This window comes from Pedobacter heparinus DSM 2366 (genome assembly GCF_000023825.1).
GTDB classification, from domain to species: Bacteria; Bacteroidota; Bacteroidia; order Sphingobacteriales; family Sphingobacteriaceae; genus Pedobacter; species Pedobacter heparinus.
Genome location: NC_013061.1, coordinates 794,792 through 815,978 on the forward strand (window position 1 = coordinate 794,792; position 21,187 = coordinate 815,978).

Genomic DNA, 21,187 nt, shown 5'->3' on the forward strand with positions numbered 1-21,187 from the left:
TAGCTTTGCACAAAAAAATAGAGATACATGAGTGTTTTAGTAAATAAAGATTCAAAAGTTATTGTTCAGGGTTTTACTGGAAATGAGGGTACTTATCATGCTTCGCAAATGATTGAGTACGGTACGAATGTTGTTGGTGGAGTAACACCGGGCAAAGGCGGACAAACTCATTTAGATAAGCCGGTATTTAATACGGTAAAGGATGCGGTTGATAAAGCCGGCGCAAATGTATCTATCATATTTGTTCCCCCAGCTTTTGCTGCAGATGCCATTATGGAAGCTGCAGAAGCGGGAATTAAAGTTATTGTTTGTATTACTGAAGGTATTCCTACAAAGGATATGATTCAGGTTAAAGAATATATTTCTGACAGGGACTGCCGTTTAATTGGTCCTAACTGTCCTGGTGTAATTACTGCTGATGAAGCTAAAATTGGCATCATGCCAGGTTTTATCTTCAAAAAAGGTACAGTAGGTGTAGTGTCTAAATCAGGTACTTTAACTTATGAAGCAGTAGATCAGGTAGTAAAAGCCGGGTTGGGTATTACCACTGCAATTGGTATTGGTGGCGATCCGATTATTGGTACAACTACCAAAGAAGCAGTTGAGCTATTGATGAACGATCCGGAAACGGAAGGGATCATTATGATCGGCGAAATTGGTGGTGGCATGGAAGCTGAGGCTGCTCGCTGGATCAAAGCAAACGGTACAAAACCTGTAGTTGGCTTTATTGCCGGACAAACTGCCCCTGCAGGACGTAGAATGGGTCATGCTGGTGCTATTGTTGGCGGTGCTGAGGATACTGCTGCAGCTAAAATGAAAATTATGGCCGAATGTGGTATCCATGTTGTAGAAAGTCCTGCAGAAATAGGTGCAGCTATGGCGGCCCTTTTAAAGAAATAATAAAGATCTTCTTGTATAATGTAAAGGCTCTGGTGATTTATTCATCGGAGCTTTTTGCTTTTAGTACCATAGTGACCTGTTCCATTTTTTTCCAATGTTGTGATCCCTTATAAAGTAGTTTACTAAAAGGGAGGCGGGGCTTGATGGCTTTCTGATAATCCTGTCCAAAAATGCGGTATTTTATTTCCGGATCCTCTGTTATGCATTCCAGTATAGCTTTAGAATAAGCTGTGGGACCTGTCATCCAGTGTACACTATTGGGATAAGCATTCTGCTGGATGTTCTGGATCACAATATCGAGTGTCCTTTTTAAAAAGGGGTGTCCCGGTTCGTAAATCAGTGCCCATTGTACAAAGATATTGGGGAACTTTTCTCTTGAAATAACGGCAACATCACCGGGTTTAATGATATTGTCCAGTTTGCCCAGCACATACGCGTCAATGTCCAGGTAAACTCCGCCTTTTTTATAAAGAATGGCATACCTGAAAAAATCGGCCTTGGCTGCGCCAATATTGAGTTTGTCGTATACGTCAAGTACATCCTGTCCGTACGCTGTTAAAATAAATGTCCTGATCCGTGTATCGTCATAAAACTCATAGATGTAGTCTTTATTTCTTAACTTTAACCATTTAATGGCAAGCCTGTTAATAAAGGGTAGTTTGGTATTTTTGAAGGTTTGATAAACAACTTTGGGTATAGACATTGTGAAAAATTAAAAACCAAATGTAATATGTTTTACTGCTTTATTACAATGTAATGATGCCGATTTTTGAGCTTCGACAAACCAAAGCCATATTTTGAGCGTATATTGTATAAAAACTACGAGGATGAAAACCTGGATTGATAAAACATTTGTGCTTGCAGGGCTGTTGGTGTTGTTAAACCTGGCAGCCTGTGGCCAGCAGCCTAAAAAAGAGGATATAAAAAAAGCAACCAATACTATGGAATGGAATAAATTAACTAAGGAAGAAGAAGATGTGATTGTACGTAAGGGTACAGAATACCCGGGCACAGGGAAGTTGTTGAACAATAAGGAGAAAGGGACTTATGTTTGTAAGCGCTGTAATGCGCCGCTGTACCGTTCGGAATCTAAATTTGAATCGCATTGCGGATGGCCCAGTTTTGACGATGAAATTAAAGGTGCTGTAGAAAGAATTCCTGATGCTGATGGAATGCGAACTGAAATTGTATGTGCAAATTGTAAGGCACATTTGGGCCATGTTTTTTTAGGAGAAGGCTTTACCGCTAAGAACACCCGCAACTGTGTAAACTCTATCTCTATGAATTTTGTGCCTGATAAGAAATAATATTCCTTTTAAGGAATATCGTTGTATGCCCGGTGATAACTTATCGGGCATTTTTTGTTTTTAAGGATTTAGTTTACTTATGTTTGTCGGTTCACCAACTATAGTAAATATGAAGTATTGTTTATTGTTATGTGGTATGCTAATTTCTTTTATGGGTTTTACCCAGGATTTTTCAGACGGATCAGGCGCAGTGCCGGTATCTGACATCTCAGCAGCCACCACATCCAATCGCTCTTCTAAATTAATCTCAAAAACAGTTTACGCAACCTATTACGCAAGGAAATTTGAGGGCCGCAAAACAACAAGCGGAGCAAGGTACCGCAGAAGCAAAATGACGGCTGCACACATGACTTTGCCTTTTGGGACTATAGTAACGGTTACCAATCCTGAAAACGGCGAATCGGTAGACGTTGAAGTAAATGATCGGGGCCCGCATTCTCGGAAATTCAAAATAGATCTTTCTGAAGCTGCGGCAAAAGAACTTGGTATTTACGGAAAAGGGGTGGCAAAAGTTGAAATCAGTTATTTGCCCGACGAAGACTAAGCTGTTTAACTTTAATGTTGTATTAGTCAGTTTCTTGAATTTATTAACACATTCTTTTAAGGATCCTCATTTCTGAAAAGAAATAAATACCAAATTTCAGGCGTAATTACTGTGTCAATTTCTCCTTTTAGTGTTGATAAAAATGCCCGCTTGTTAACAACTATTGTTCTCTTATCAGGGGTCGGTACTTTATATTTGTTTACATAAAGTTCTTTAATAAATCACACATAGATTTTTAGTTAAAGTTTTAATATTTAGTTGTTTAAGGTTGCCGGAGAATTTCGTGTCTTTTTAAACTTTATAAACTGGGTACGGATAGTCTGGCTACTGGATTTATGGAGGCTTTAAGAATCAAAATATACATTTACCCTATTAAATAGATGCTTATGCAAGAAGAAGAAGTATTATTAAAAGAAAACAAAGACAGGTTTGTTCTTTTGCCGATTAAATATCCTGAAATCTGGGAAATGTATAAGAAGAGTGAGGCCAGTTTCTGGACTGCCGAAGAAATTGATCTTTCAGATGATCAGAAACACTGGGATAACCTGAATGATGGGGAAAGACATTTTATTTCTCATATTCTGGCATTCTTTTCGGCCAGTGACGGTATCGTAAATGAGAACCTTGCCGTAAACTTTATGAGTGAGGTGCAATTGCCGGAAGCACGTTGCTTTTATGGCTTCCAGATCATGATGGAAAATATCCATTCTGAAACTTATGCCTTGCTTATTGACACATATATTAAAGATCCTGATGAAAAGGACAGGCTGTTCCATGCCATTGAAACCGTTCCATGTGTAAAGAAAAAAGCAGAGTGGGCCCTGCGCTGGATTGATAATGGCTCTTTTGCAGAACGTTTGGTAGCTTTTGCTGCGGTAGAAGGAATTTTCTTTAGCGGTAGTTTTTGTTCTATCTTCTGGTTAAAGAAACGTGGTTTAATGCCGGGATTAACTTTCAGTAATGAACTGATCTCGAGAGACGAAGGTTCGCACTGCGAATTTGCCTGTTTATTGTATGGCATGCTGAAAAATAAATTAAGCCAGGAGCAGGTACATGGTATTATCCGTGATGCGGTTGAGATAGAAAAAGAATTTGTTACCGATGCATTGCCGGTTGCACTGATTGGTATGAATGCAAAGTTAATGTCGCAGTACATTGAGTTTGTGGCCGATAGATGGTTGCAGGAATTGGGCTATAGCAAAATATATAATGCCACCAACCCGTTTGATTTTATGGAAATGATCTCTTTACAGGGCAAAACTAACTTCTTTGAAAAAAGGGTTGGTGATTACCAGAAAAGCGGAGTGTTGACTTCAACAGAAGATAAAGCAGCAGCTTTCTCTTTAGATGATGACTTTTAGTACTTATTGGGGTTAGACAATAAGAAAATAGATAATAATTAATTCGGTGCCGATGCTGGTTTTTTTCGCTCTGAAATCCAATATGCACCATAAATACCTGAAAATATGTTTGTAATAAAAAGAGATGGCCGCAAGGAAGCGGTAAGATTTGACAAAATAACAGCTCGTATAGAGAAGTTATGCTATGGTTTTAATGCCGAACTTGTAGATCCGATCGATGTTGCCAAGAAGGTGATTGAGGGTTTGTATGATGGGGTTACTACCTCGGAACTGGATAATCTTGCCGCAGAAACAGCAGCTTCTTTAACTACAAAGCACCCTGATTATGCTTTGCTGGCCTCCCGCATAGCGGTATCTAACCTGCATAAAAATACCACAAAGTCTTTCTCCAAAACAATGGAGATGTTATATAATTACGTAGATTCCAAGACAGAAAAACCGGCATCTTTAATTGCAGATGATGTATGGGAGGTGATTGAGAAAAATGCGGATATTTTAGACAGCACCATTATCTATGACCGGGATTTTGGTTTTGATTACTTTGGCTTCAAAACTTTAGAAAAATCCTATTTACTGAAAGTTGACGGACAGATCGTTGAGCGCCCTCAGCATTTATTTATGCGTGTTGCTGTTGGTATTCATAAAGGAGATATTGATAGTGCCATCGAAACGTATAACCTGATGAGTGAGCGTTGGTTTACCCACGCTACCCCAACCTTGTTTAATGCAGCTACACCTAAACCTCAAATGTCATCCTGCTTTTTGCTAACCATGCAGGACGATAGCATTGAAGGTATTTATGATACGTTAAAACAAACAGCTAAAATTTCTCAGAGTGCCGGTGGTATTGGCCTGAGCATCCACAACATCAGAGCTACAGGTTCTTATATTGGTGGCACCAACGGAACCAGCAATGGTATTGTGCCCATGCTGAAAGTATTTAATGATACTGCACGTTATGTAGATCAGGGTGGTGGTAAGCGTAAAGGCGCCTTTGCCATTTATTTAGAGCCTTGGCATGCTGATGTACTCAGCTTTTTAGACCTGCGTAAAAACCATGGTAAAGAAGAACTGCGTGCGCGCGACCTGTTCTATGCCCTTTGGGTATGCGATTTGTTTATGAGACGTGTAGAAGAGAATGGCGACTGGAGCTTGTTCTGTCCGCATGAAGCACCAGGCCTGGCCGATTGTTTTGGAGAAGAGTTTGATGCCTTATACGAACGTTATGAACAGGAAGGACGTGCCCGTAAAACCATTAAGGCACAAGAGTTATGGTTCGCCATCCTGGATTCACAAATTGAAACCGGTACACCATATTTGTTGTATAAAGATGCGGCTAATAGTAAATCTAACCAGCAAAACCTGGGCACCATTAAAAGCTCCAACCTTTGTACCGAAATTATAGAATACACCTCTAAAGATGAAGTTGCGGTTTGTAACCTGGCTTCACTGGCCTTGCCAAGATTCGTGATCAATGGTGAGTTTGACCATCAGAAATTATACGATGTAACGTATCAGGCTACTGTAAACCTGAACAAGATCATCGATTACAATTATTATCCGGTAGAAGAAGCCAGAAACTCCAACATGCGCCACAGACCAGTTGGTTTAGGTGTGCAGGGATTGGCCGATGCATTTATCTTAATGCGTTTGCCTTTTGAAAGTGAAGGGGCCCGCATCTTAAATAAAGAGATCTTTGAAACGATCTATTTTGCTGCCATGACTGCTTCTCATGATCTTGCCGTTAAAAATGGCCCTTATGAAACCTTTAAAGGTTCTCCTTTATCGCAGGGTAAGTTCCAGTTTGACCTTTGGAAGGTACAGCCTGACAGCGGCAGATGGGATTGGGAAACTTTACGTGAAAAGGTAGTAAAAGACGGGGTATACAACTCTTTACTGGTTGCACCAATGCCTACAGCTTCTACTTCGCAGATTTTAGGTAACAACGAGTGCTTTGAACCATATACTTCTAACATTTATACCAGAAGGGTATTGAGCGGAGAGTTTATTGTGGTAAACAAGCACCTGCTGAAAGACCTGGTAGCTTTAGGCTTATGGACCCCGGCCATGAAAGACAGGATCATTTTAGCCAACGGCTCTATTCAGGACATTGCCGAGATTCCTGACTACATTAAAGAGTTATACAAAACAGTTTGGGAGATCAAAATGCGCAGCATTATTGATATGGCGGCCGACAGGGGTGCATATATCTGCCAGTCGCAATCGCTAAACTTGTTTATCAATGCTCCAAATACATCAAAACTAACTTCAATGCATTTTTACGCATGGAAGAAAGGGCTGAAAACAGGCATGTATTACCTGCGTACGCAGGCGGCTTCGCAAGCAGTTAAGTTTACTGTAGAGAACCAGGCAGGCAAGAACATGGAACCGGTAATTCCGGAACATATTGAACAAAGTGCCGAAGAGATCGTTGAAGGTCCGGTTTGTTCAATGGAAGAAGGCTGTATCAGCTGTTCAGGTTAATCGTTCATATTGAATATATATATCGCGAAGGAGTAAGGATTCATTCTTACTCCTTTTTTATTACCTGTCCATGAAAAAGTATATCAGATACTTCCTGTATCTTTGTACCGATGGCAAAACACGAGATCATACCTTGCGAACGTTGCAATACTCCTATAGAATGCAAGGCAAACTCTTATACCAAATGCCAGTGCAGCGTGGTTCAGCTGAACCTGAATGAGGTACAATACATCAGTGAGCTTTATGATGGCTGTTTGTGTGCAAAATGCTTGTTCGAATTGCAACAGGAATACCGTGAAGGTATTGCTTCCTGATACGCTACAGCTTGCATTCTTGATAACAGGGCCTCATTTTTGTTTTTTTTGGCTAACTTTGCATCAAATTATTTGTTGATAAAGTATGGCTAAAGTAAAGGTTGGAATGGTACAGATGAGCTGTACCGGCAATAAACAGGAAAATTTAGATAAAGCGATTGTAAAAATCCGGGAAGCTGCAGCAAAAGGCGCACAGATTGTGTGCTTGCAGGAACTTTTTACTTCATTGTACTTTTGTGATGTTGAAGATTATGCAAACTTTGATTTAGCAGAAGCAATTCCAGGCCCTTCAACAGATAGCTTACAGGTTGTAGCAAAGGAATTGGGGGTAGTGATCATAGCGTCGTTATTTGAAAAACGTACGGCAGGGTTATACCACAATACCACAGCTGTGCTGGATGCCGACGGGGCTTACCTGGGTAAATATCGTAAAATGCACATCCCTGACGATCCCGCCTTTTATGAGAAATTCTACTTTACACCCGGAGATCTGGGCTATAAGGTTTTTCAGACAAAATTTGCTAAAATAGGGATCCTGATCTGCTGGGACCAGTGGTATCCTGAGGCATCGCGTATTACTGCGTTGATGGGTGCAGAGATCATGTTTTATCCAACTGCTATCGGATGGGCTACAGATCAGGATGAGGAAACCAATAAAGACCAGTACAATGCCTGGCAAACCATTCAGCGCTCACATGCAGTTGCAAACGGAGTACCTGTTGTTAGTGTAAACCGGGTGGGTTTTGAACAAAATGGCGCCATGAAATTCTGGGGGGGGAGCTTTGCCGCAAATGCCCAGGGCAAAATACTTTATTTAGGTTCACACGACCAGGAAGAAACTGAAGTAGTGGAGCTGGACCTGACGGAGTCTGATTTTTTCCGTAAGCACTGGCCTTTTTTAAGAGACAGAAGGATAGATTCATATCAGCCAATTACCAAGAGGTTCATTGATGAGGACTAGTGTATTTATTATATTGACCAGGATATTGCTGTTCAGGACATCTGGATAACAACAGGCGCTTTGGAAAAAACTTTAGAACTACTAAAAAATAAAAATTGAAGGATATAAATTTTTCAGCTTCCCCTAAAAAGCAGGGCTATTCATTTCCGGCCGAATGGGTAAAACATGAAGCAACGTGGTTAAGCTGGCCACATAAGGAAGCTTCATGGCCGGGTAAAATTGAAACGATTTATGCACCTTACTGCCAGTTTATAAAGATTGTTGCGACAGCTGAAAAAGTGCGCATTAATGTAAAAGATGAAGCCATGAAAGCAGAGGCTGCCCGTCATCTGCAGGAAGCCGGTGCAGATTTGACACAGATTGAATTCTATTTTAATGAAAGTAATGATGCATGGTGCAGGGATCATGGTCCGGCCTTTGTATTAAATGGCCGTGAAAAGGCGGTGGTAGACTGGCGCTATAATGCCTGGGGTAATAAATACCCTCCTTATGACCTGGATGATGTAATACCAACTAAAATTGCCCAACATTTTGACCTGCCCTTATATACACCAGATATTGTAATGGAGGGGGGCTCGGTAGAATTTAACGGTGCAGGTACCATCCTGACCACTACGGCATGCCTGCTGAATGAAAACAGGAACCCAGAGCTGAGCAGGGAACAGATTGAACAATACCTGCTGGAATTTTATGGTGCAGAGCAGGTATTATGGCTGGGCGATGGAATTGTAGGCGACGATACGGATGGCCATATAGACGACATTACCCGGTTTGTAAACGAAGATACTGTTTTAACGGTGGTAGAAAGTAACCCCCTTGATGAAAACTATCTTTTGCTCCAGGAAAACCTGGAAGCTTTAAAGGCCATGCGCTTACTGAACGGTAAGCCGTTGAACATTGTCCAGCTGCCAATGCCCTCACCTGTAATCCATGAGGATACCCGTTTACCTGCATCGTATGCCAACTTTTACATTGCCAATGCTGCAGTAATTGTTCCTACCTTCAGGGATGTAAATGATGAAAAAGCATTGAAAATTATTCAGGATGTATTTCCTGACCGGAAGGTCATAGGGATAGATTCAACAGATATCATCTGGGGGCTGGGCAGCTTTCACTGTTTAAGTCAGCAGGAACCAGCAATTTAACCATACGAACAGCTAAAATATAACCAAACATAAAAATACAGATGAAGTTATTAGAAGGAAAAACAGCACTTGTAACAGGTGCATCTAAAGGAATTGGCCGCAAAATAGCCGAGAAATTTGCAGAACAGGGTGCCAATGTGGCTTTTACCTATTTGTCGTCAGTTGAAAAAGGACAGGCTTTAGAGCAGGAACTGCAAAGCTTTGGTACTAAAGTTAAAGGCTACCGTTCTGATGCTTCAAAATTTGATGAAGCCGAAAAACTTATTACAGATATTGTTGCTGATTTTGGTGCCCTGGATATTGTGGTCAACAATGCAGGGATCACTAAAGATGGCTTATTGATGCGCATGAGCGAAGAGAACTGGGATGAGGTGATCAATGTGAACCTTAAATCGGTATTTAACGTGTCTAAGGCCGCGTCTAAGGTCATGATGAAGGCACGCAAAGGCTCTATCATCAATATGAGTTCTGTTGTTGGTGTACAGGGGAATGCCGGCCAGGCTAATTATGCAGCGTCAAAAGCCGGTATTATCGGATTTTCGAAGTCGCTGGCCAAAGAGCTAGGCTCGCGTAATATCCGTACCAATGTAATTGCCCCAGGTTTTATCCGCACAGAAATGACAGATGTACTGGATCCGAAAGTCGTGCAGGGCTGGGAAGAAGGTATTCCATTAAAAAGGGCTGGAGAGACAGAGGATGTAGCTAACGCCTGTGTGTTCCTTGCTTCGGATATGAGTGCATACATTACCGGGCAGGTATTGTCTGTTTGCGGCGGAATGTTGTAAACTTTATTTAAACAGGTATTTACCCTCCTTTTCCGTCACAACAGGAAGGTTGTTGTGCTTTTCAAAATAACGATATCCGGTCTCAAGGTTTGTCCACAATGCCCGCTGGGCCGGATATTGTTTCAGCTGGATATTCAAATTCACACTGGTCATTTTAAAAGGAAAAATATGAACCGGGATCGGGTCCTGACCGGCGTTTTTTGCTTCAACAGCCAGCACATAAACTTCTTTAATTTTATCATCTGTTAAGGGGATGCAACCTACCGTTACACAGTTGCCATGTATATAGATGTCGCCACCCGGCCTTTCCTTTCCACTTCTTCGTTCATCAACCTTATTTGGATAATTTACCCCCAGGGAAAGGTGAAAGCTGCTTTTGGGGTTAAAGACATTGATGTAATAAAAACCCTCAGGTGTTTGCAGGTCGCCCTCTTTTACCTTTGGGCCCAAGGTTCCCGAATGGGCACAGAAGTCGTATATTTTGAACAATTTATAGGCTTTCTGCCCGTTTGTTTTTAACCATAGCTCAAGCTTGCCCTCATTTTTATAAGCGGCGATATATAGTTTAAATGGCCTGGTTATACCTGCAGCACTGAGTTCCGTTTGCAGATTTGCCCATTTTTCATCATAAGCAGCTTTTACCCTGTCAAATGTTAACTGCTCCGTTTTAAATTCAGATTGTGCAAATGCAGGGATAGTCATGGTCAGCAATAAAATGAGTTTAAACAATAGCTTCATATTAATGGTAGTTTATAAAAACAAACTTAAATAAAATGCCTAGCAGTTTATTTTAAAATTTAGCATCTTTATCCAAATAGATATGAGCGATTCCTTTACGATATACAGTCTGCTGACCTTAACCGGAGCCCTGATGATAGGTGTATTATTTGCCTGGTTATTGTATGGTAAAACATCATATCTGAACACAAAGTTGCGTTATGCGCTGGCTGCAATGCGGGTTGTAAGCCTTACTGCAATTGGTTTTCTCTTGTTTTTTCCCTTAATCAGAAGTATCTCTTATACACCAGAGAAGCCATTGATCATTATTGGGCAGGACAATTCATTGTCGATAGGCAATATAATACCCGCAGGCTTTAATAAAGCGAAGTATGAACAGGATATACAGCTGCTGGCCCGAAAGCTTGGCGAAAAGTATGAAGTGAAAATCTATAACTTTAGTGACAGTATAAAAAATGGTTTTGATTTCTCCAATAAGGGCAAATTGAGTAATGCTGCCAGATTGATTGCAGGGCTGAATGATGAATATTTGAACCGGAACGTGGGGGCTGTAATTATTGCCTCAGATGGGATATTTAACCGTGGAGGTAGTCCACTTTATGAGGTGAATAAACTAAAGGCGCCTGTATATACCATTGCTTTGGGAGATACCATTCCTAAAAAAGACTTGCTGATAGCCAATATTAACCATAACGACCTGGTTTACCTGAACAACGAATTCAATATTGAAGTTCAGGTGCAGGCTTTTGAGGCAAAAGGGGAAGAAAGCAGTATTGCTGTATTGGAAAACGGTAAAAAGGTATATGAAGAGCGTTTGTCCATTACCTCAGATGCTTTTGTGAAAAATATTCCTGTCAGACTTAAAGCTTCAAAATTAGGCCTGTTAAAATATACAGTTCAGCTGCGTCCGGTACAGCACGAGGTTTCGGAAAAAAATAATGAACAAAACCTGTTTGTTGAAGTCATTGATACCCGTATGAAAGTGCTTATTGCGGCGGCCGGCGCTCATCCCGACATTGCCGCATTGAAGCAGGCCATTGGCCTGAACAGAAATTTTGAGGTTAAAATTGCCCTGGCAGAAGAGCTGAATGCGCTGAACCTTAATGATTATGGTCTGTTGGTGCTGTACCAGCTGCCATCTCTGGCATACGATGCCAATCTGTTCATGAATAAAGTTGCCGCTGCTAAAGCTGCAGTATGGTATATATTGGGTGGCCAAAGCAATATTAATGCTTTTAACCAGGTTCAGAAACAGGTGAATTTTACCGGAGGGAACAATACCATGCAGGAAACTTATAGCCACGTTAACCCTGGTTTTACTGCATTTGATCTGGATGAGACCATGAGAAAAAGGATCGAGGTTTTTGATCCCTTGTTTGCTCCCTTTGGAAAGCCGGTGGTTCAGGGTAATGCTGCCATTGTCCTGAACCAGCGCATCGGCAAGATCAGTACCGATTATCCCCAGTTGTTTTTTATGACAGAAAACGGGCGGAAAATGGGGTTCTTAATCGGCGAGGGCTTGTGGAAATGGAAACTTTCTGAAGCAGGAGAGTCCATGCCGGAAACCCCTGTTTTTAACAGCCTTCTGTCAAAAGCGGTACAATACCTGTCGCTGAAAGACGATAAACGTAAGTTTAAGGTGTATACTTCAAAAAACACTTTTGACGAGAATGAAAACGTATTGCTCAATGCTGTACTTTATAATGACAGCTATATTGCCATAAACGCACCCGACGTTAGTATATCCATTAAAAATGATCAGGGAAAGGAGTATAAATTCTTGTTTTCAAGAACTGAGATGGCCTATCAGCTTGATGCAGGGGCCTTACCACCAGGTAATTATACCTATGTGGCCACAACGGCATTTGGTGCCCATAAGTATAGGGCACAGGGTATATTTTTTGTAAATACCATGGTTGCAGAATACCAGCAAACAACAGCCAATCATCAGCTATTGAATAGTATTTCGGTCCAAACAGGTGGTAAAATGTACATGCCCCAGCAATTATTGGGACTGGTTGATGAGATAAAAGAAAATCAGGAGATCAGGACTTTGAGTTATGAAGATCGTAAATACGAGGAATTGATTAACTTTAAGTGGTTGTTTGGATTCATCATGGCTTTACTGGCCCTCGAATGTTTTTTCCGGAAAAGAAACGGCGAAATTTAAATCAGACCGGATATGCAGATCAATACCATGGAAACAATTGAAACGCTGGGAACCATCTCATTTGCGATATCAGGTACTTTTGCGGCCATGCAAAGAAGACTGGACCCCTTTGGGGTATTGATCATTGCTTTTGTAACCTCTATTGGCGGAGGAACGGTACGGGATCTGTTGATAGGGGATACGCCGGTAGCCTGGATGAGGGATGTGAACTATTGTCTGCTGATTTTGCTGACTTCCATCGCTACCATCTTCTTTAAAACACATATTAAGAAATTTAAGGTCACACTTTTTCTTTTCGACTCACTGGGGCTGGGCCTGTTTACCATGCTGGGTATTCAAAAAGGGATGATGTTCGGGTTAAGCCCGGGTATTTGTGTTGCCCTGGGTACAATTACCGGATGTTTTGGAGGTGTGATCAGGGATACGCTTTTAAATACCATTCCTTTAATCTTTCATAAAGAGGTTTATGCTACGGCCTGTATTTTAGGTGGAATCCTTTATTACGCTTTAAAATATTTCCACTTGAAAGATGATATCGCTACCATTGCCGTGATCTCGTTTATATTTATATTAAGGATAATTGTAGTGCGTTATAAGCTGGCATTGCCTAAATTTGTGTATTAATCTTTAGGTGCTTCTTTAATGATGACAAATACATCCTCATTGTCCTTTTTCATGAAGTATTTTTCACGGGCAAACTTTTCAGCTGTATTTAAATTGGTGCTAAGCTCATTAAGGTCTTTTTTAACCTGGGAAATCTCTTTTACATAGAAATCTTTTTCTTCCTGAAGTTTGTTCACTTCAGCCCTGAACTCATATTGGGAGATCATATCATTCTTATCAAAAAATAGCATCCATACCACAAAAGCAGCTACAGACAGGAAGTATTTGTTACGAACAAGTTCTAATATGCGGTTCATAAAGTAAAGATATAAAAAATAACTATCCGGGATAATTCTAACAATTTTTTTATACCTGGTACAACTGTACGATAAATACGATACTGAATACAATTGCTGCTATTGCACAGACAAGGGATAAGGTGTTTATCCTGTTTCCCTTAAACCATCCAACTACAATAAATAGCAATGCCAGTGGTGGAAATACACTGAGCAGTGAGGGTATAGCTGATATTTCTTCTTTTTTGCTTTTAACCATGATCACAGAATTAGGTAGTAGTACTGCAATATAACAAAAAAGTCCTGCAATTGCTTGCAAGACTTTTTTGTCTGGTCATTTAACCAGGTTTATTTCTTAGCGTATTTGAAATCTTTACCAATAAATTTCGCAGCGGCACCTAATTCTTCTTCAATGCGCAGCAACTGGTTATATTTTGCAATCCTGTCCGAGCGGGAAGCAGAACCGGTTTTAATCTGACCACAGTTTAAAGCTACAGCCAGATCAGCGATGGTCACATCTTCAGTTTCTCCAGAACGGTGAGACATTACCGAAGTATAGCCATTGGTCTGGGCCAAAGTAACTGCATTAATGGTTTCAGTTAATGAGCCGATCTGGTTTACTTTTACCAGAATAGAGTTCGCTGTATGGTTGTCTATCCCGGTTTGTAATCTTTTAACATTGGTTACAAACAAGTCATCACCTACCAGTTGAACACGGTCCCCGATTTTCTCGGTTAACAATTTCCAGCCATCCCAGTCATCTTCTCCCATTCCATCTTCAATAGAGATGATCGGGTACTTTTCTGTTAACGAAGCCAGGTAATCTGCTTGTTCTGCACTGCTGCGAATGGCACCTTTGTTGCCTTCAAATTTAGTATAATCGTATTTGCCATCTTTGTAAAACTCAGAAGCTGCACAATCAAATGCAAGGCAAATTTCTTTACCTGGTTTGTAACCCGCTTTTTCAATCGCTTTAAGAATGGTTTCTACCGCATCTTCAGTCCCGTCAAAAGTTGGTGCAAAACCACCCTCATCACCTACTGCTGTAGAAAGACCTCTGTCGTGTAATATCTTTTTTAAATTATGAAAAACTTCTGTTCCCCATCTTAATGCCTCAGAAAATGAAGAAGCGCCAACCGGCATGATCATGAATTCCTGGAAAGCAATAGGCGCGTCAGAGTGTGAGCCACCATTTACAATGTTCATCATCGGAATAGGTAGTGTATTGGCATTTACGCCGCCAATATAGCGGTATAATGGCTGACGGCTTTCCTGGGCAGCAGCTTTGGCAACAGCTAAGGAAACACCTAAAATTGCATTTGCTCCCAGTTTACCTTTGTTTTCTGTTCCGTCAAGTTTGATCAATAAATTATCGATGGCATTTTGCTCAAATACGTCAACACCCTTTAATTCAGCAGCAATCTTATCGTTTACATTGGCAACAGCTTTTAAAACACCTTTACCCATATATACAGCTTTATCATTGTCGCGAAGCTCTACAGCCTCATGAATGCCGGTAGAAGCACCTGAAGGTACTGCCGCACGACCAAGGATACCATTTTCTGTAATTACGTCTACCTCTATGGTAGGATTGCCGCGGGAGTCAAGTATTTGCCGCGCATGAACATCGATTATTAAACTCATTTTTATTGGTTTTTATTAGTTAATCTGCCTTAGTGTAAAAAGTACAATTACTAAGACAATATCCAAAGTTATAATAAATTTTAAATTATAAGTAAAAAAGGCCGTAATTACTTACGGCCCTTTATTTTAATATGTTTTCTAAGTGTGGTTAAGCAGTTTCCGAACCTGCTGCGAAAAATGCCTTATATACGATTCCAGCTAAAATAGCACCTACAATAGGGGCTACCCAGAACAGCCAGAGCTGACTAAGCGCCTCGCCACCTACAAATATAGCCTGACTGGTACTCCTTGCCGGGTTAACAGAAGTATTGGTTACCGGGATACTGATCAGGTGGATCAGGGTAAGACACAAACCAATGGCCAGACCGGCAAAACCTTTTGGCGCACGGTTATCTGTTGCACCTAATATAACCAGTAAGAAAATAAAGGTCATAACAATTTCACAGACCAGGGCTGCAGTCATGCTGTATTTCCCTGGCGAAAGATCGCCATAACCATTGCTGGCAAAACCACCAATGTTGCTCCCGTTTCCGGTGGCAATTACATACAGAATGCCTGCTGCCGCAATACCTCCTAATACCTGCGATATAATGTATGGAATAAGGTCTTTACCATCAAACCTTCCGCCTATCCACAGCCCCACAGATACTGCCGGATTTAAATGTGCTCCCGAAATGTGTCCCAAAGCATAGGCGATGGTTACGACAGTTAATCCGAAGGCAAGTGCAACACCCAGAAAGCCGATGCCTGCATTAGGATAGTTACAGGCTAAAACGGCACTTCCGCAACCGCCTAAAACCAACCAAAAGGTTCCAATAAATTCTGCTGCTAATTTTTTCATAGTTAGGATTTTTTTAGGTTAGGCATCCATCCACTACAAAAAAAGCTGTTGCATAAGATGGGTCCATAACAGTTTGTTTGTTAAATAATTAAGGTTTATCTTAATGAATTTAACAACAAATAATCAATATTCCTAATACAAAATTTCAGACCGTATTTTGCTTATTCCCACTTAAATACTTTAACTGCAACCGTATAAATGCCAATACCCCAGATCAGCATGATCAGGATCTGGTGTTTTACATCCCATAGTCCAGCACCTTCAAAGGCTACTTTTCTCATGGCATCGTTTAAATAGGTAAGTGGTAAGGCATGGCTGATTGGTTGTAACCACGACGGAAAAGCATCAATGGAAAAAAAGGTGCCCGAAAGTAAAAACTGGGGCAGGGTAATGATGTTTGAAATGGGTGGAATGGTACTTTCACTTTTCGCTATGCCTGAAACGACAAAGCCGAAGCCCATAAATACGATAAGTCCGATCACCGAAAGCAGCAGCATGTTTAGCACCGTAACCACTCCATGTATCAAGGTAAAATGGAAAAAGAAATGACCGATAAGGATGATAAAAACAGCACCCAGTAAAGCAAAACCTATCCTGGCCAGGCCTTCTCCAAAAACAATGCTGGAGCGTTTAACAGGTGTTGCAAAAAAACGCTTGATCACCAGGTTTTGCCTTAAACTGAAAAATACAAAGGCGGTTCCAAAAACACCTGTACTCAATAAGGAAAAACCAAGCTGTCCGGGTAAAATAAAGTCTATGGTACGGTAAATCCGCCCCTGTACTGTACTTTCATTCAGCTGTGCAACAGTAGGTTTTACATCCCTGGCATTCAGGTTATATAGTAAATTGTTCAATATGGATTTCAGAATGCTGCCTTTATCCAGGGAAGCAGAAGTGTATTGCACATTTGCGAGATAAGCAGGGGTACCGGCTTCATTCTTTTTTACATCGATCAAAGCATCAATATTGCCTTTTTCCAATCCGGTCTTTATTTCTTCCCGGGATTCATCTTTAACCAGTTTTATAACGGGTATCTGTTCCAGTGCCAGTATAATGGGGTTTTGCAGGTCAGACCCTGGGGCTACAGCCAGTTTAACTTTTACACCACCATTGCCCAGAAAGCCAAAGACAAGAATAAATATTAAAGGGAAGGCCAATGTAAACACAACTGCAGAGGGGCTCCGCATAATGGAACGGAAGCTTGCTTTGGCAAGGGCCAGTGTAGCTTTAGTGTTGTTGTAAGGTTTGCTCATGTCTATTTAATTGTCCTCCCGCCATTCTTTACCGGTAAGGTTAATAAAAACATCTTCCAAGTTGGCTTTTTTAACTTCTTTTTTTCTTTCAAAACCACTGTTGACCAGTTTGTCTATCAGATTGTCAGGGGTGTCCAGGGCAATGATCTCCCCGCGTTCCACAAAGGCAACACGGTCGCACAGTTGCTCAGCCTCGTCCATGTAATGGGTTGTGATCACTACGGTTGTCCCGTTGTTCCGGATATCAATAATGAGGTCCCACAAATTGCGCCTGGCCTGTGGGTCCAAACCAGTTGTAGGTTCGTCCAGGAAAATTATTTTGGGCGAATTGATTAGTGTGGTAGCGATAGAGAAACGTTGTTTTTGTCCACCCGACAAAGCTTTGTATTTGGCTTTGGCCTTATCCTGCAGGTTTACCTTTTCCAGCATTTCCATCGGTTTGATATCAACATTATACAATCCTGAAAAGAGTTCCATCAGTTCAACCAGGTTCAGGTTTGGATAATAGCCTGCGGCCTGCAGTTGTACGCCAATGATCCTTTTGATTTTGCCGGCATCCTTTTCTACCGAATACCCATCAACAATGATCTCTCCTGAGGTCTTTTCACGGAGGGTCTCAATGATTTCCAGGGTTGTCGTTTTTCCTGCTCCGTTAGGACCTAAAAGCCCGAAAATCTCGTTTTCATATACGTCAAAGCTAAGGCCTTGAACGGCAATAAAATCGTCGTATTTTTTTACCAGGTTCTTTACACTGATAATGGCATTTGTTTTATCCATGTTATAAATGTAAGAAGGTTTAGCCAAACAGAAAATGCGATTGGGCTAAACCTTCTAAAATGTCGGTAATATGATAGATGATGTCGGTAAACAGGGATTACCAGGTCAGTTCGCCCTTAATCATTCCAATGAAATCATCGAAAAGGTAGCGCGAATCGTGAGGGCCCGGAGAAGATTCAGGATGATATTGTACTGAAAATGCTTTTTTACCTTTTACACGGATACCTTCGATAGACTGGTCATTTAAATTAACGTGGGTTATTTCTACCTTGTCAGAGCTTCTTACTTCATCAGGGATTACACCAAAACCATGGTTCTGCGAAGTTACCTCGCAGTGATTTTTAATGATGTTTTTTACAGGATGGTTTAAACCACGGTGACCGTTAAACATTTTCATGGTACCAATTCCATTGGCCTCAGCAAGTAACTGATGGCCTAAGCAAATGCCAAACATCGGCTTTTCGGCTGCTAAAACTTTTTTTACCGTCTCTATGGCATAAGGCATAGCCGAAGGGTCGCCGGGACCGTTAGAAATAAAATAACCATCTGCACCCCATTTGTCCATCTCTTCAAAACTGGTTTTTGCCGGGAAAACCTGGACATAGGCATCCCTGCTGTCAAAGTTGCGCAGGATGTTCTTTTTAATACCCAGATCTAACGCTGCTATTTTATAAGTGGCCTCAGGCGAACCATAGAAATAAGGTTCTTTGGTCGAAACCTGCGAAGACAGCTCCAGTCCGTCCATAGAAGGCACTTCAGCAAGTTTAGCTTTTAGTTCTTCCAGATCAGTAATTTCAGAAGAGATGATCGCATTCATTGCTCCCTTATGCCTGATGTGACGTACCAGTGCACGGGTATCTATATCGGAAATACCAACAATGTTTTCATTCTGAAAATAATCCTGTATAGATTCTGAAGCTTCTTTACGGCTGAAACCGATGTTGTAGTTTTTACAAACCAGTCCTGCTATTTTAATGCTGTCCGATTCGATCTCTTCTTTGTGTATCCCGTAATTTCCAATATGCGCATTGGTGGTTACCATGATCTGACCGAAGTATGAAGGATCAGTAAAAATTTCCTGATATCCAGTCATTCCGGTGTTAAAACAGATCTCGCCAGTGGTAGTGCCTATTTTTCCGGCAGCTTTACCGTAATATACAGTTCCATCGGCCAGTAACAAGATAGCAGGTAACTTGGTGTAGTTAGTCATCGTAATTATAATGAGAAATTAGGGGTTTGAAAAAAGATAAAAAGGGGGATTCTGCTGCGGTTTTGATGCCGTTTATGTCTTTAACAAATGTGCTGTTAATTAACCCCTTCATTTCAGGGTACAAAGATAGGAGTTTGTGGGGTTTTATTCAAGATATTTTTTGAGATAGTAATAGTACATTGTCACAAAAACAATAAAACAGTCTTTATTTCGATTGTAAAAACTAATTTTGCTTTAACAAAAAATAAAAGTATGTCGGTAAATAAAGAAGTAAAGCGAATAACGACTCATATATTACAGGAAATGAAACAGCATGGCGAAAAAATCTCTATGTTAACAGCTTACGATTTCTCTATGGCAACCATTCTGGACGATGCCGGACTGGATGTCTTATTGGTTGGGGATTCAGCTTCCAATGTAATGGCAGGTCATGAAACCACACTTCCGATCACCCTAGACCAGATGATTTATCATGCGGCTTCTGTTGTCAGGGGTGCTGCACGTGCTTTTGTAGTTGTAGATCTTCCCTTTGGTTCCTATCAGGGAAATTCTAAAGAAGCCCTAAACTCTGCCATCCGAATCATGAAAGAGTCCGGTGCACATGGGGTAAAGCTGGAGGGAGGAACAGAGGTAGTGGATTCTATACAACGCATCATTACTGCAGGTATTCCGGTGATGGGACATTTAGGCCTTACCCCCCAGTCTATTTATAAATTTGGTACTTATACCGTTAGGGCGAAAGGTGAGGCTGAGGCTGATAAACTGAAAAGCGATGCCCTGGCCTTACAGGAAGCCGGTTGCTTTGGTATAGTCCTGGAAAAGATCCCCGCCAAACTGGGCGCAGCAGTTTCCAAAAGTCTTCATATCCCAACTATAGGTATTGGTGCAGGGCCTGATTGTGATGGGCAGGTACTTGTGGTGAACGACATGATCGGCCTGACCAAAGGGTTTAAGCCCCGTTTTTTACGTCAGTATTTAAATCTCTATGATGGCATTAAAGATGCAGCGCAGGCTTATATCAGGGATGTTAAGGGCAATGATTTTCCAAACGAAAAGGAACAGTATTAATGCCGGTAACTGATAAAGATGTATTGTATGAGGATAATCACCTGATTGCAGTATGTAAAAAGGCGGGGGATATTGTACAGATTGACGAAACGGGGGATGAGCCTTTGGATGAGCAGGTAAAAAAATACCTGGCGATAAAATACAATAAACCCAATAGTGCTTTTCTGGGTGTGGTACACCGGCTGGACCGGCCCGTTAGCGGCGTAATTTTATTTGCTAAAACCAGCAAGGCCCTGGAAAGGATGAATGCCATTTTTAAAAACCGGGAAGTAAAAAAGACCTACTGGGCCATAGTACGTAAAAAGCCGGTAAAAACATCGGGTACCCTGATCCACTGGCTGATCAAAAACCCTCAGAAGAATGTGGTCACTGCTTATGCCGAAGAAGTTCCGGGCAGCCAGCGTTGTGAATTGAGCTACCGGTTAATCGGAACTTTAAACGATTATTATTTAATTGAGGTAGACCCGCTTACGGGGCGTTCGCACCAGATTAGGGTCCAGTTGTCTACCATGGGCTGTCCTATTGTAGGCGACAACAAATATGGTTATCCCAGGGGAAGCCGCAAAGGCAGTATCTGCCTGCATGCACGACGGCTGCAGTTTATTCACCCTGTAAAAAAGGAGCCGGTAAATATATTTGCCGAATTGCCTGTTGATGGCTTCTGGGAAAAGTTTGAGGGATTTTAAACATCCCTTTTTTATTGCCTTAAAATTCCTTTCCATTGCTTCTTTATTGGCCTGTTTTTCTGCTGTTCTGTAAAAAAATGCCAAGATGTTTGAGAACTAA

22 protein-coding genes are annotated in these 21,187 nt (G+C 41.2%); 13 read left to right on the top strand and 9 right to left on the bottom strand.

What is annotated here, in order from left to right; all coding sequences use genetic code 11:
- Positions 1–27 precede the first annotated feature (27 nt).
- Positions 28–900, top strand: a complete 873-nt coding sequence (gene sucD, locus PHEP_RS03430; RefSeq protein ID WP_012780854.1) for a succinate--CoA ligase subunit alpha — start codon at positions 28–30, stop codon at positions 898–900.
- A gap of 37 nt (positions 901–937) precedes the next feature.
- Here sucD and PHEP_RS03435 read toward each other — a convergent pair whose 3' ends face one another.
- Complete coding sequence (locus PHEP_RS03435) at positions 938–1,603, bottom strand: glycosyltransferase family 32 protein (RefSeq protein WP_012780855.1); 666 nt, start codon at positions 1,601–1,603, stop codon at positions 938–940.
- Positions 1,604–1,727: 124 nt separating this feature from the next.
- On the opposite strand from PHEP_RS03435, the gene PHEP_RS03440 reads away from it, so the two are divergent.
- The 8 genes from PHEP_RS03440 to fabG all read left to right on the top strand — a co-directional run bounded on the left by PHEP_RS03440 (position 1,728) and on the right by fabG (position 9,801).
- Positions 1,728–2,207, top strand: coding sequence for a methionine-R-sulfoxide reductase (locus PHEP_RS03440; protein WP_012780856.1), 480 nt, complete (start codon positions 1,728–1,730; stop codon positions 2,205–2,207).
- Between the two features lie 136 nt (positions 2,208–2,343).
- Positions 2,344–2,751 (top strand): septal ring lytic transglycosylase RlpA family protein, encoded by a 408-nt coding sequence (locus PHEP_RS03445; RefSeq protein ID WP_012780857.1) that lies wholly within the window; start codon positions 2,344–2,346, stop codon positions 2,749–2,751.
- Between the two features lie 386 nt (positions 2,752–3,137).
- Positions 3,138–4,112: a ribonucleoside-diphosphate reductase small subunit gene (locus tag PHEP_RS03450; protein ID WP_012780858.1), complete on the top strand. Its 975-nt coding sequence runs from the start codon at positions 3,138–3,140 to the stop codon at positions 4,110–4,112.
- Positions 4,113–4,217: 105 nt separating this feature from the next.
- On the top strand, positions 4,218–6,596 hold the full coding sequence (locus PHEP_RS03455) for a ribonucleoside-diphosphate reductase subunit alpha (protein WP_012780859.1): 2,379 nt from the start codon (positions 4,218–4,220) through the stop codon (positions 6,594–6,596).
- Positions 6,597–6,706: 110 nt separating this feature from the next.
- The gene (locus PHEP_RS03460) at positions 6,707–6,910 is read left to right on the top strand and encodes a cysteine-rich CWC family protein (RefSeq protein WP_012780860.1); all 204 of its coding nucleotides are present in this window, start codon (positions 6,707–6,709) and stop codon (positions 6,908–6,910) included.
- Between the two features lie 85 nt (positions 6,911–6,995).
- Complete coding sequence (locus PHEP_RS03465; protein ID WP_012780861.1) at positions 6,996–7,871, top strand: carbon-nitrogen hydrolase; 876 nt, start codon at positions 6,996–6,998, stop codon at positions 7,869–7,871.
- Positions 7,872–7,966: 95 nt separating this feature from the next.
- Entirely contained in the window at positions 7,967–9,016 is a 1,050-nt protein-coding gene (locus PHEP_RS03470; protein WP_012780862.1) for an agmatine deiminase family protein, read from the top strand.
- A 41-nt stretch (positions 9,017–9,057) separates the two neighbouring features.
- The gene (gene fabG, locus PHEP_RS03475) at positions 9,058–9,801 is read left to right on the top strand and encodes a 3-oxoacyl-[acyl-carrier-protein] reductase (RefSeq protein ID WP_012780863.1); all 744 of its coding nucleotides are present in this window, start codon (positions 9,058–9,060) and stop codon (positions 9,799–9,801) included.
- 3 nt (positions 9,802–9,804) lie between these two features.
- On the opposite strand, the gene PHEP_RS03480 is transcribed toward fabG, so the two are convergent.
- Positions 9,805–10,539 (bottom strand): L,D-transpeptidase family protein, encoded by a 735-nt coding sequence (locus PHEP_RS03480; RefSeq protein ID WP_012780864.1) that lies wholly within the window; start codon positions 10,537–10,539, stop codon positions 9,805–9,807.
- Positions 10,540–10,621: 82 nt separating this feature from the next.
- Here PHEP_RS03480 and PHEP_RS03485 point away from each other — a divergent pair, with 82 nt between their 5' ends.
- Entirely contained in the window at positions 10,622–12,709 is a 2,088-nt protein-coding gene (locus PHEP_RS03485) for a hypothetical protein (protein WP_012780865.1), read from the top strand.
- Between the two features lie 12 nt (positions 12,710–12,721).
- Positions 12,722–13,333, top strand: a complete 612-nt coding sequence (locus tag PHEP_RS03490; RefSeq protein ID WP_012780866.1) for a trimeric intracellular cation channel family protein — start codon at positions 12,722–12,724, stop codon at positions 13,331–13,333.
- On the opposite strand, the gene PHEP_RS03495 is transcribed toward PHEP_RS03490, so the two are convergent.
- From PHEP_RS03495 to carA, 7 genes are all read right to left on the bottom strand, one after another.
- Positions 13,330–13,629 carry an FtsB family cell division protein gene (locus tag PHEP_RS03495; protein WP_012780867.1) on the bottom strand — a complete coding sequence of 100 codons (300 nt, stop codon included), beginning with the start codon at positions 13,627–13,629 and terminating at the stop codon, positions 13,330–13,332. The two genes, PHEP_RS03490 and PHEP_RS03495, sit on opposite strands and share 4 nt — an antisense overlap.
- Positions 13,630–13,678: 49 nt before the next feature.
- Entirely contained in the window at positions 13,679–13,867 is a 189-nt protein-coding gene (locus PHEP_RS03500) for a hypothetical protein (protein WP_012780868.1), read from the bottom strand.
- Positions 13,868–13,956: 89 nt separating this feature from the next.
- Positions 13,957–15,252 carry a phosphopyruvate hydratase gene (gene eno, locus PHEP_RS03505; RefSeq protein WP_012780869.1) on the bottom strand — a complete coding sequence of 432 codons (1,296 nt, stop codon included), beginning with the start codon at positions 15,250–15,252 and terminating at the stop codon, positions 13,957–13,959.
- Positions 15,253–15,400: 148 nt separating this feature from the next.
- Positions 15,401–16,093, bottom strand: coding sequence for an aquaporin Z (gene aqpZ, locus PHEP_RS03510; RefSeq protein WP_012780870.1), 693 nt, complete (start codon positions 16,091–16,093; stop codon positions 15,401–15,403).
- A 161-nt stretch (positions 16,094–16,254) separates the two neighbouring features.
- The gene (locus tag PHEP_RS03515) at positions 16,255–17,346 is read right to left on the bottom strand and encodes an ABC transporter permease (protein ID WP_012780871.1); all 1,092 of its coding nucleotides are present in this window, start codon (positions 17,344–17,346) and stop codon (positions 16,255–16,257) included.
- A 6-nt stretch (positions 17,347–17,352) separates the two neighbouring features.
- Positions 17,353–18,123 (bottom strand): ABC transporter ATP-binding protein, encoded by a 771-nt coding sequence (locus tag PHEP_RS03520; RefSeq protein WP_012780872.1) that lies wholly within the window; start codon positions 18,121–18,123, stop codon positions 17,353–17,355.
- A 97-nt stretch (positions 18,124–18,220) separates the two neighbouring features.
- The gene (gene carA, locus PHEP_RS03525) at positions 18,221–19,333 is read right to left on the bottom strand and encodes a glutamine-hydrolyzing carbamoyl-phosphate synthase small subunit (protein WP_012780873.1); all 1,113 of its coding nucleotides are present in this window, start codon (positions 19,331–19,333) and stop codon (positions 18,221–18,223) included.
- 252 nt (positions 19,334–19,585) lie between these two features.
- On the opposite strand from carA, the gene panB reads away from it, so the two are divergent.
- Both panB and PHEP_RS03535 read left to right on the top strand, forming a co-directional pair.
- Complete coding sequence (panB, locus tag PHEP_RS03530) at positions 19,586–20,401, top strand: 3-methyl-2-oxobutanoate hydroxymethyltransferase (RefSeq protein WP_012780874.1); 816 nt, start codon at positions 19,586–19,588, stop codon at positions 20,399–20,401.
- Positions 20,401–21,087 (top strand): RluA family pseudouridine synthase, encoded by a 687-nt coding sequence (locus PHEP_RS03535; protein ID WP_012780875.1) that lies wholly within the window; start codon positions 20,401–20,403, stop codon positions 21,085–21,087. The genes panB and PHEP_RS03535 overlap by 1 nt, the downstream gene beginning before the upstream one ends.
- Positions 21,088–21,187 lie beyond the last annotated feature (100 nt).

What these genes read in the sequence shown, in the direction of transcription:
- PHEP_RS03435 (WP_012780855.1), bottom strand. Translation starts at nt 1,603, where the DNA reads ATGTCTATACCCAAAGTTGTTTATCAAACCTTCAAAAATACCAAACTA.
- aqpZ (WP_012780870.1), bottom strand. Translation starts at nt 16,093, where the DNA reads ATGAAAAAATTAGCAGCAGAATTTATTGGAACCTTTTGGTTGGTTTTA.
- carA (WP_012780873.1), bottom strand. Translation starts at nt 19,333, where the DNA reads ATGACTAACTACACCAAGTTACCTGCTATCTTGTTACTGGCCGATGGA.
- sucD (WP_012780854.1), top strand. Translation starts at nt 28, where the DNA reads ATGAGTGTTTTAGTAAATAAAGATTCAAAAGTTATTGTTCAGGGTTTT.
- PHEP_RS03445 (WP_012780857.1), top strand. Translation starts at nt 2,344, where the DNA reads ATGCTAATTTCTTTTATGGGTTTTACCCAGGATTTTTCAGACGGATCA.
- PHEP_RS03460 (WP_012780860.1), top strand. Translation starts at nt 6,707, where the DNA reads ATGGCAAAACACGAGATCATACCTTGCGAACGTTGCAATACTCCTATA.
- PHEP_RS03490 (WP_012780866.1), top strand. Translation starts at nt 12,722, where the DNA reads ATGCAGATCAATACCATGGAAACAATTGAAACGCTGGGAACCATCTCA.
- PHEP_RS03450 (WP_012780858.1), top strand. Translation starts at nt 3,138, where the DNA reads ATGCAAGAAGAAGAAGTATTATTAAAAGAAAACAAAGACAGGTTTGTT.
- fabG (WP_012780863.1), top strand. Translation starts at nt 9,058, where the DNA reads ATGAAGTTATTAGAAGGAAAAACAGCACTTGTAACAGGTGCATCTAAA.
- panB (WP_012780874.1), top strand. Translation starts at nt 19,586, where the DNA reads ATGTCGGTAAATAAAGAAGTAAAGCGAATAACGACTCATATATTACAG.
- PHEP_RS03440 (WP_012780856.1), top strand. Translation starts at nt 1,728, where the DNA reads ATGAAAACCTGGATTGATAAAACATTTGTGCTTGCAGGGCTGTTGGTG.
- PHEP_RS03480 (WP_012780864.1), bottom strand. Translation starts at nt 10,539, where the DNA reads ATGAAGCTATTGTTTAAACTCATTTTATTGCTGACCATGACTATCCCT.
- PHEP_RS03465 (WP_012780861.1), top strand. Translation starts at nt 6,996, where the DNA reads ATGGCTAAAGTAAAGGTTGGAATGGTACAGATGAGCTGTACCGGCAAT.
- PHEP_RS03515 (WP_012780871.1), bottom strand. Translation starts at nt 17,346, where the DNA reads ATGAGCAAACCTTACAACAACACTAAAGCTACACTGGCCCTTGCCAAA.
- PHEP_RS03535 (WP_012780875.1), top strand. Translation starts at nt 20,401, where the DNA reads ATGCCGGTAACTGATAAAGATGTATTGTATGAGGATAATCACCTGATT.
- PHEP_RS03520 (WP_012780872.1), bottom strand. Translation starts at nt 18,123, where the DNA reads ATGGATAAAACAAATGCCATTATCAGTGTAAAGAACCTGGTAAAAAAA.
- PHEP_RS03485 (WP_012780865.1), top strand. Translation starts at nt 10,622, where the DNA reads ATGAGCGATTCCTTTACGATATACAGTCTGCTGACCTTAACCGGAGCC.
- eno (WP_012780869.1), bottom strand. Translation starts at nt 15,252, where the DNA reads ATGAGTTTAATAATCGATGTTCATGCGCGGCAAATACTTGACTCCCGC.
- PHEP_RS03500 (WP_012780868.1), bottom strand. Translation starts at nt 13,867, where the DNA reads ATGGTTAAAAGCAAAAAAGAAGAAATATCAGCTATACCCTCACTGCTC.
- PHEP_RS03495 (WP_012780867.1), bottom strand. Translation starts at nt 13,629, where the DNA reads ATGAACCGCATATTAGAACTTGTTCGTAACAAATACTTCCTGTCTGTA.
- PHEP_RS03455 (WP_012780859.1), top strand. Translation starts at nt 4,218, where the DNA reads ATGTTTGTAATAAAAAGAGATGGCCGCAAGGAAGCGGTAAGATTTGAC.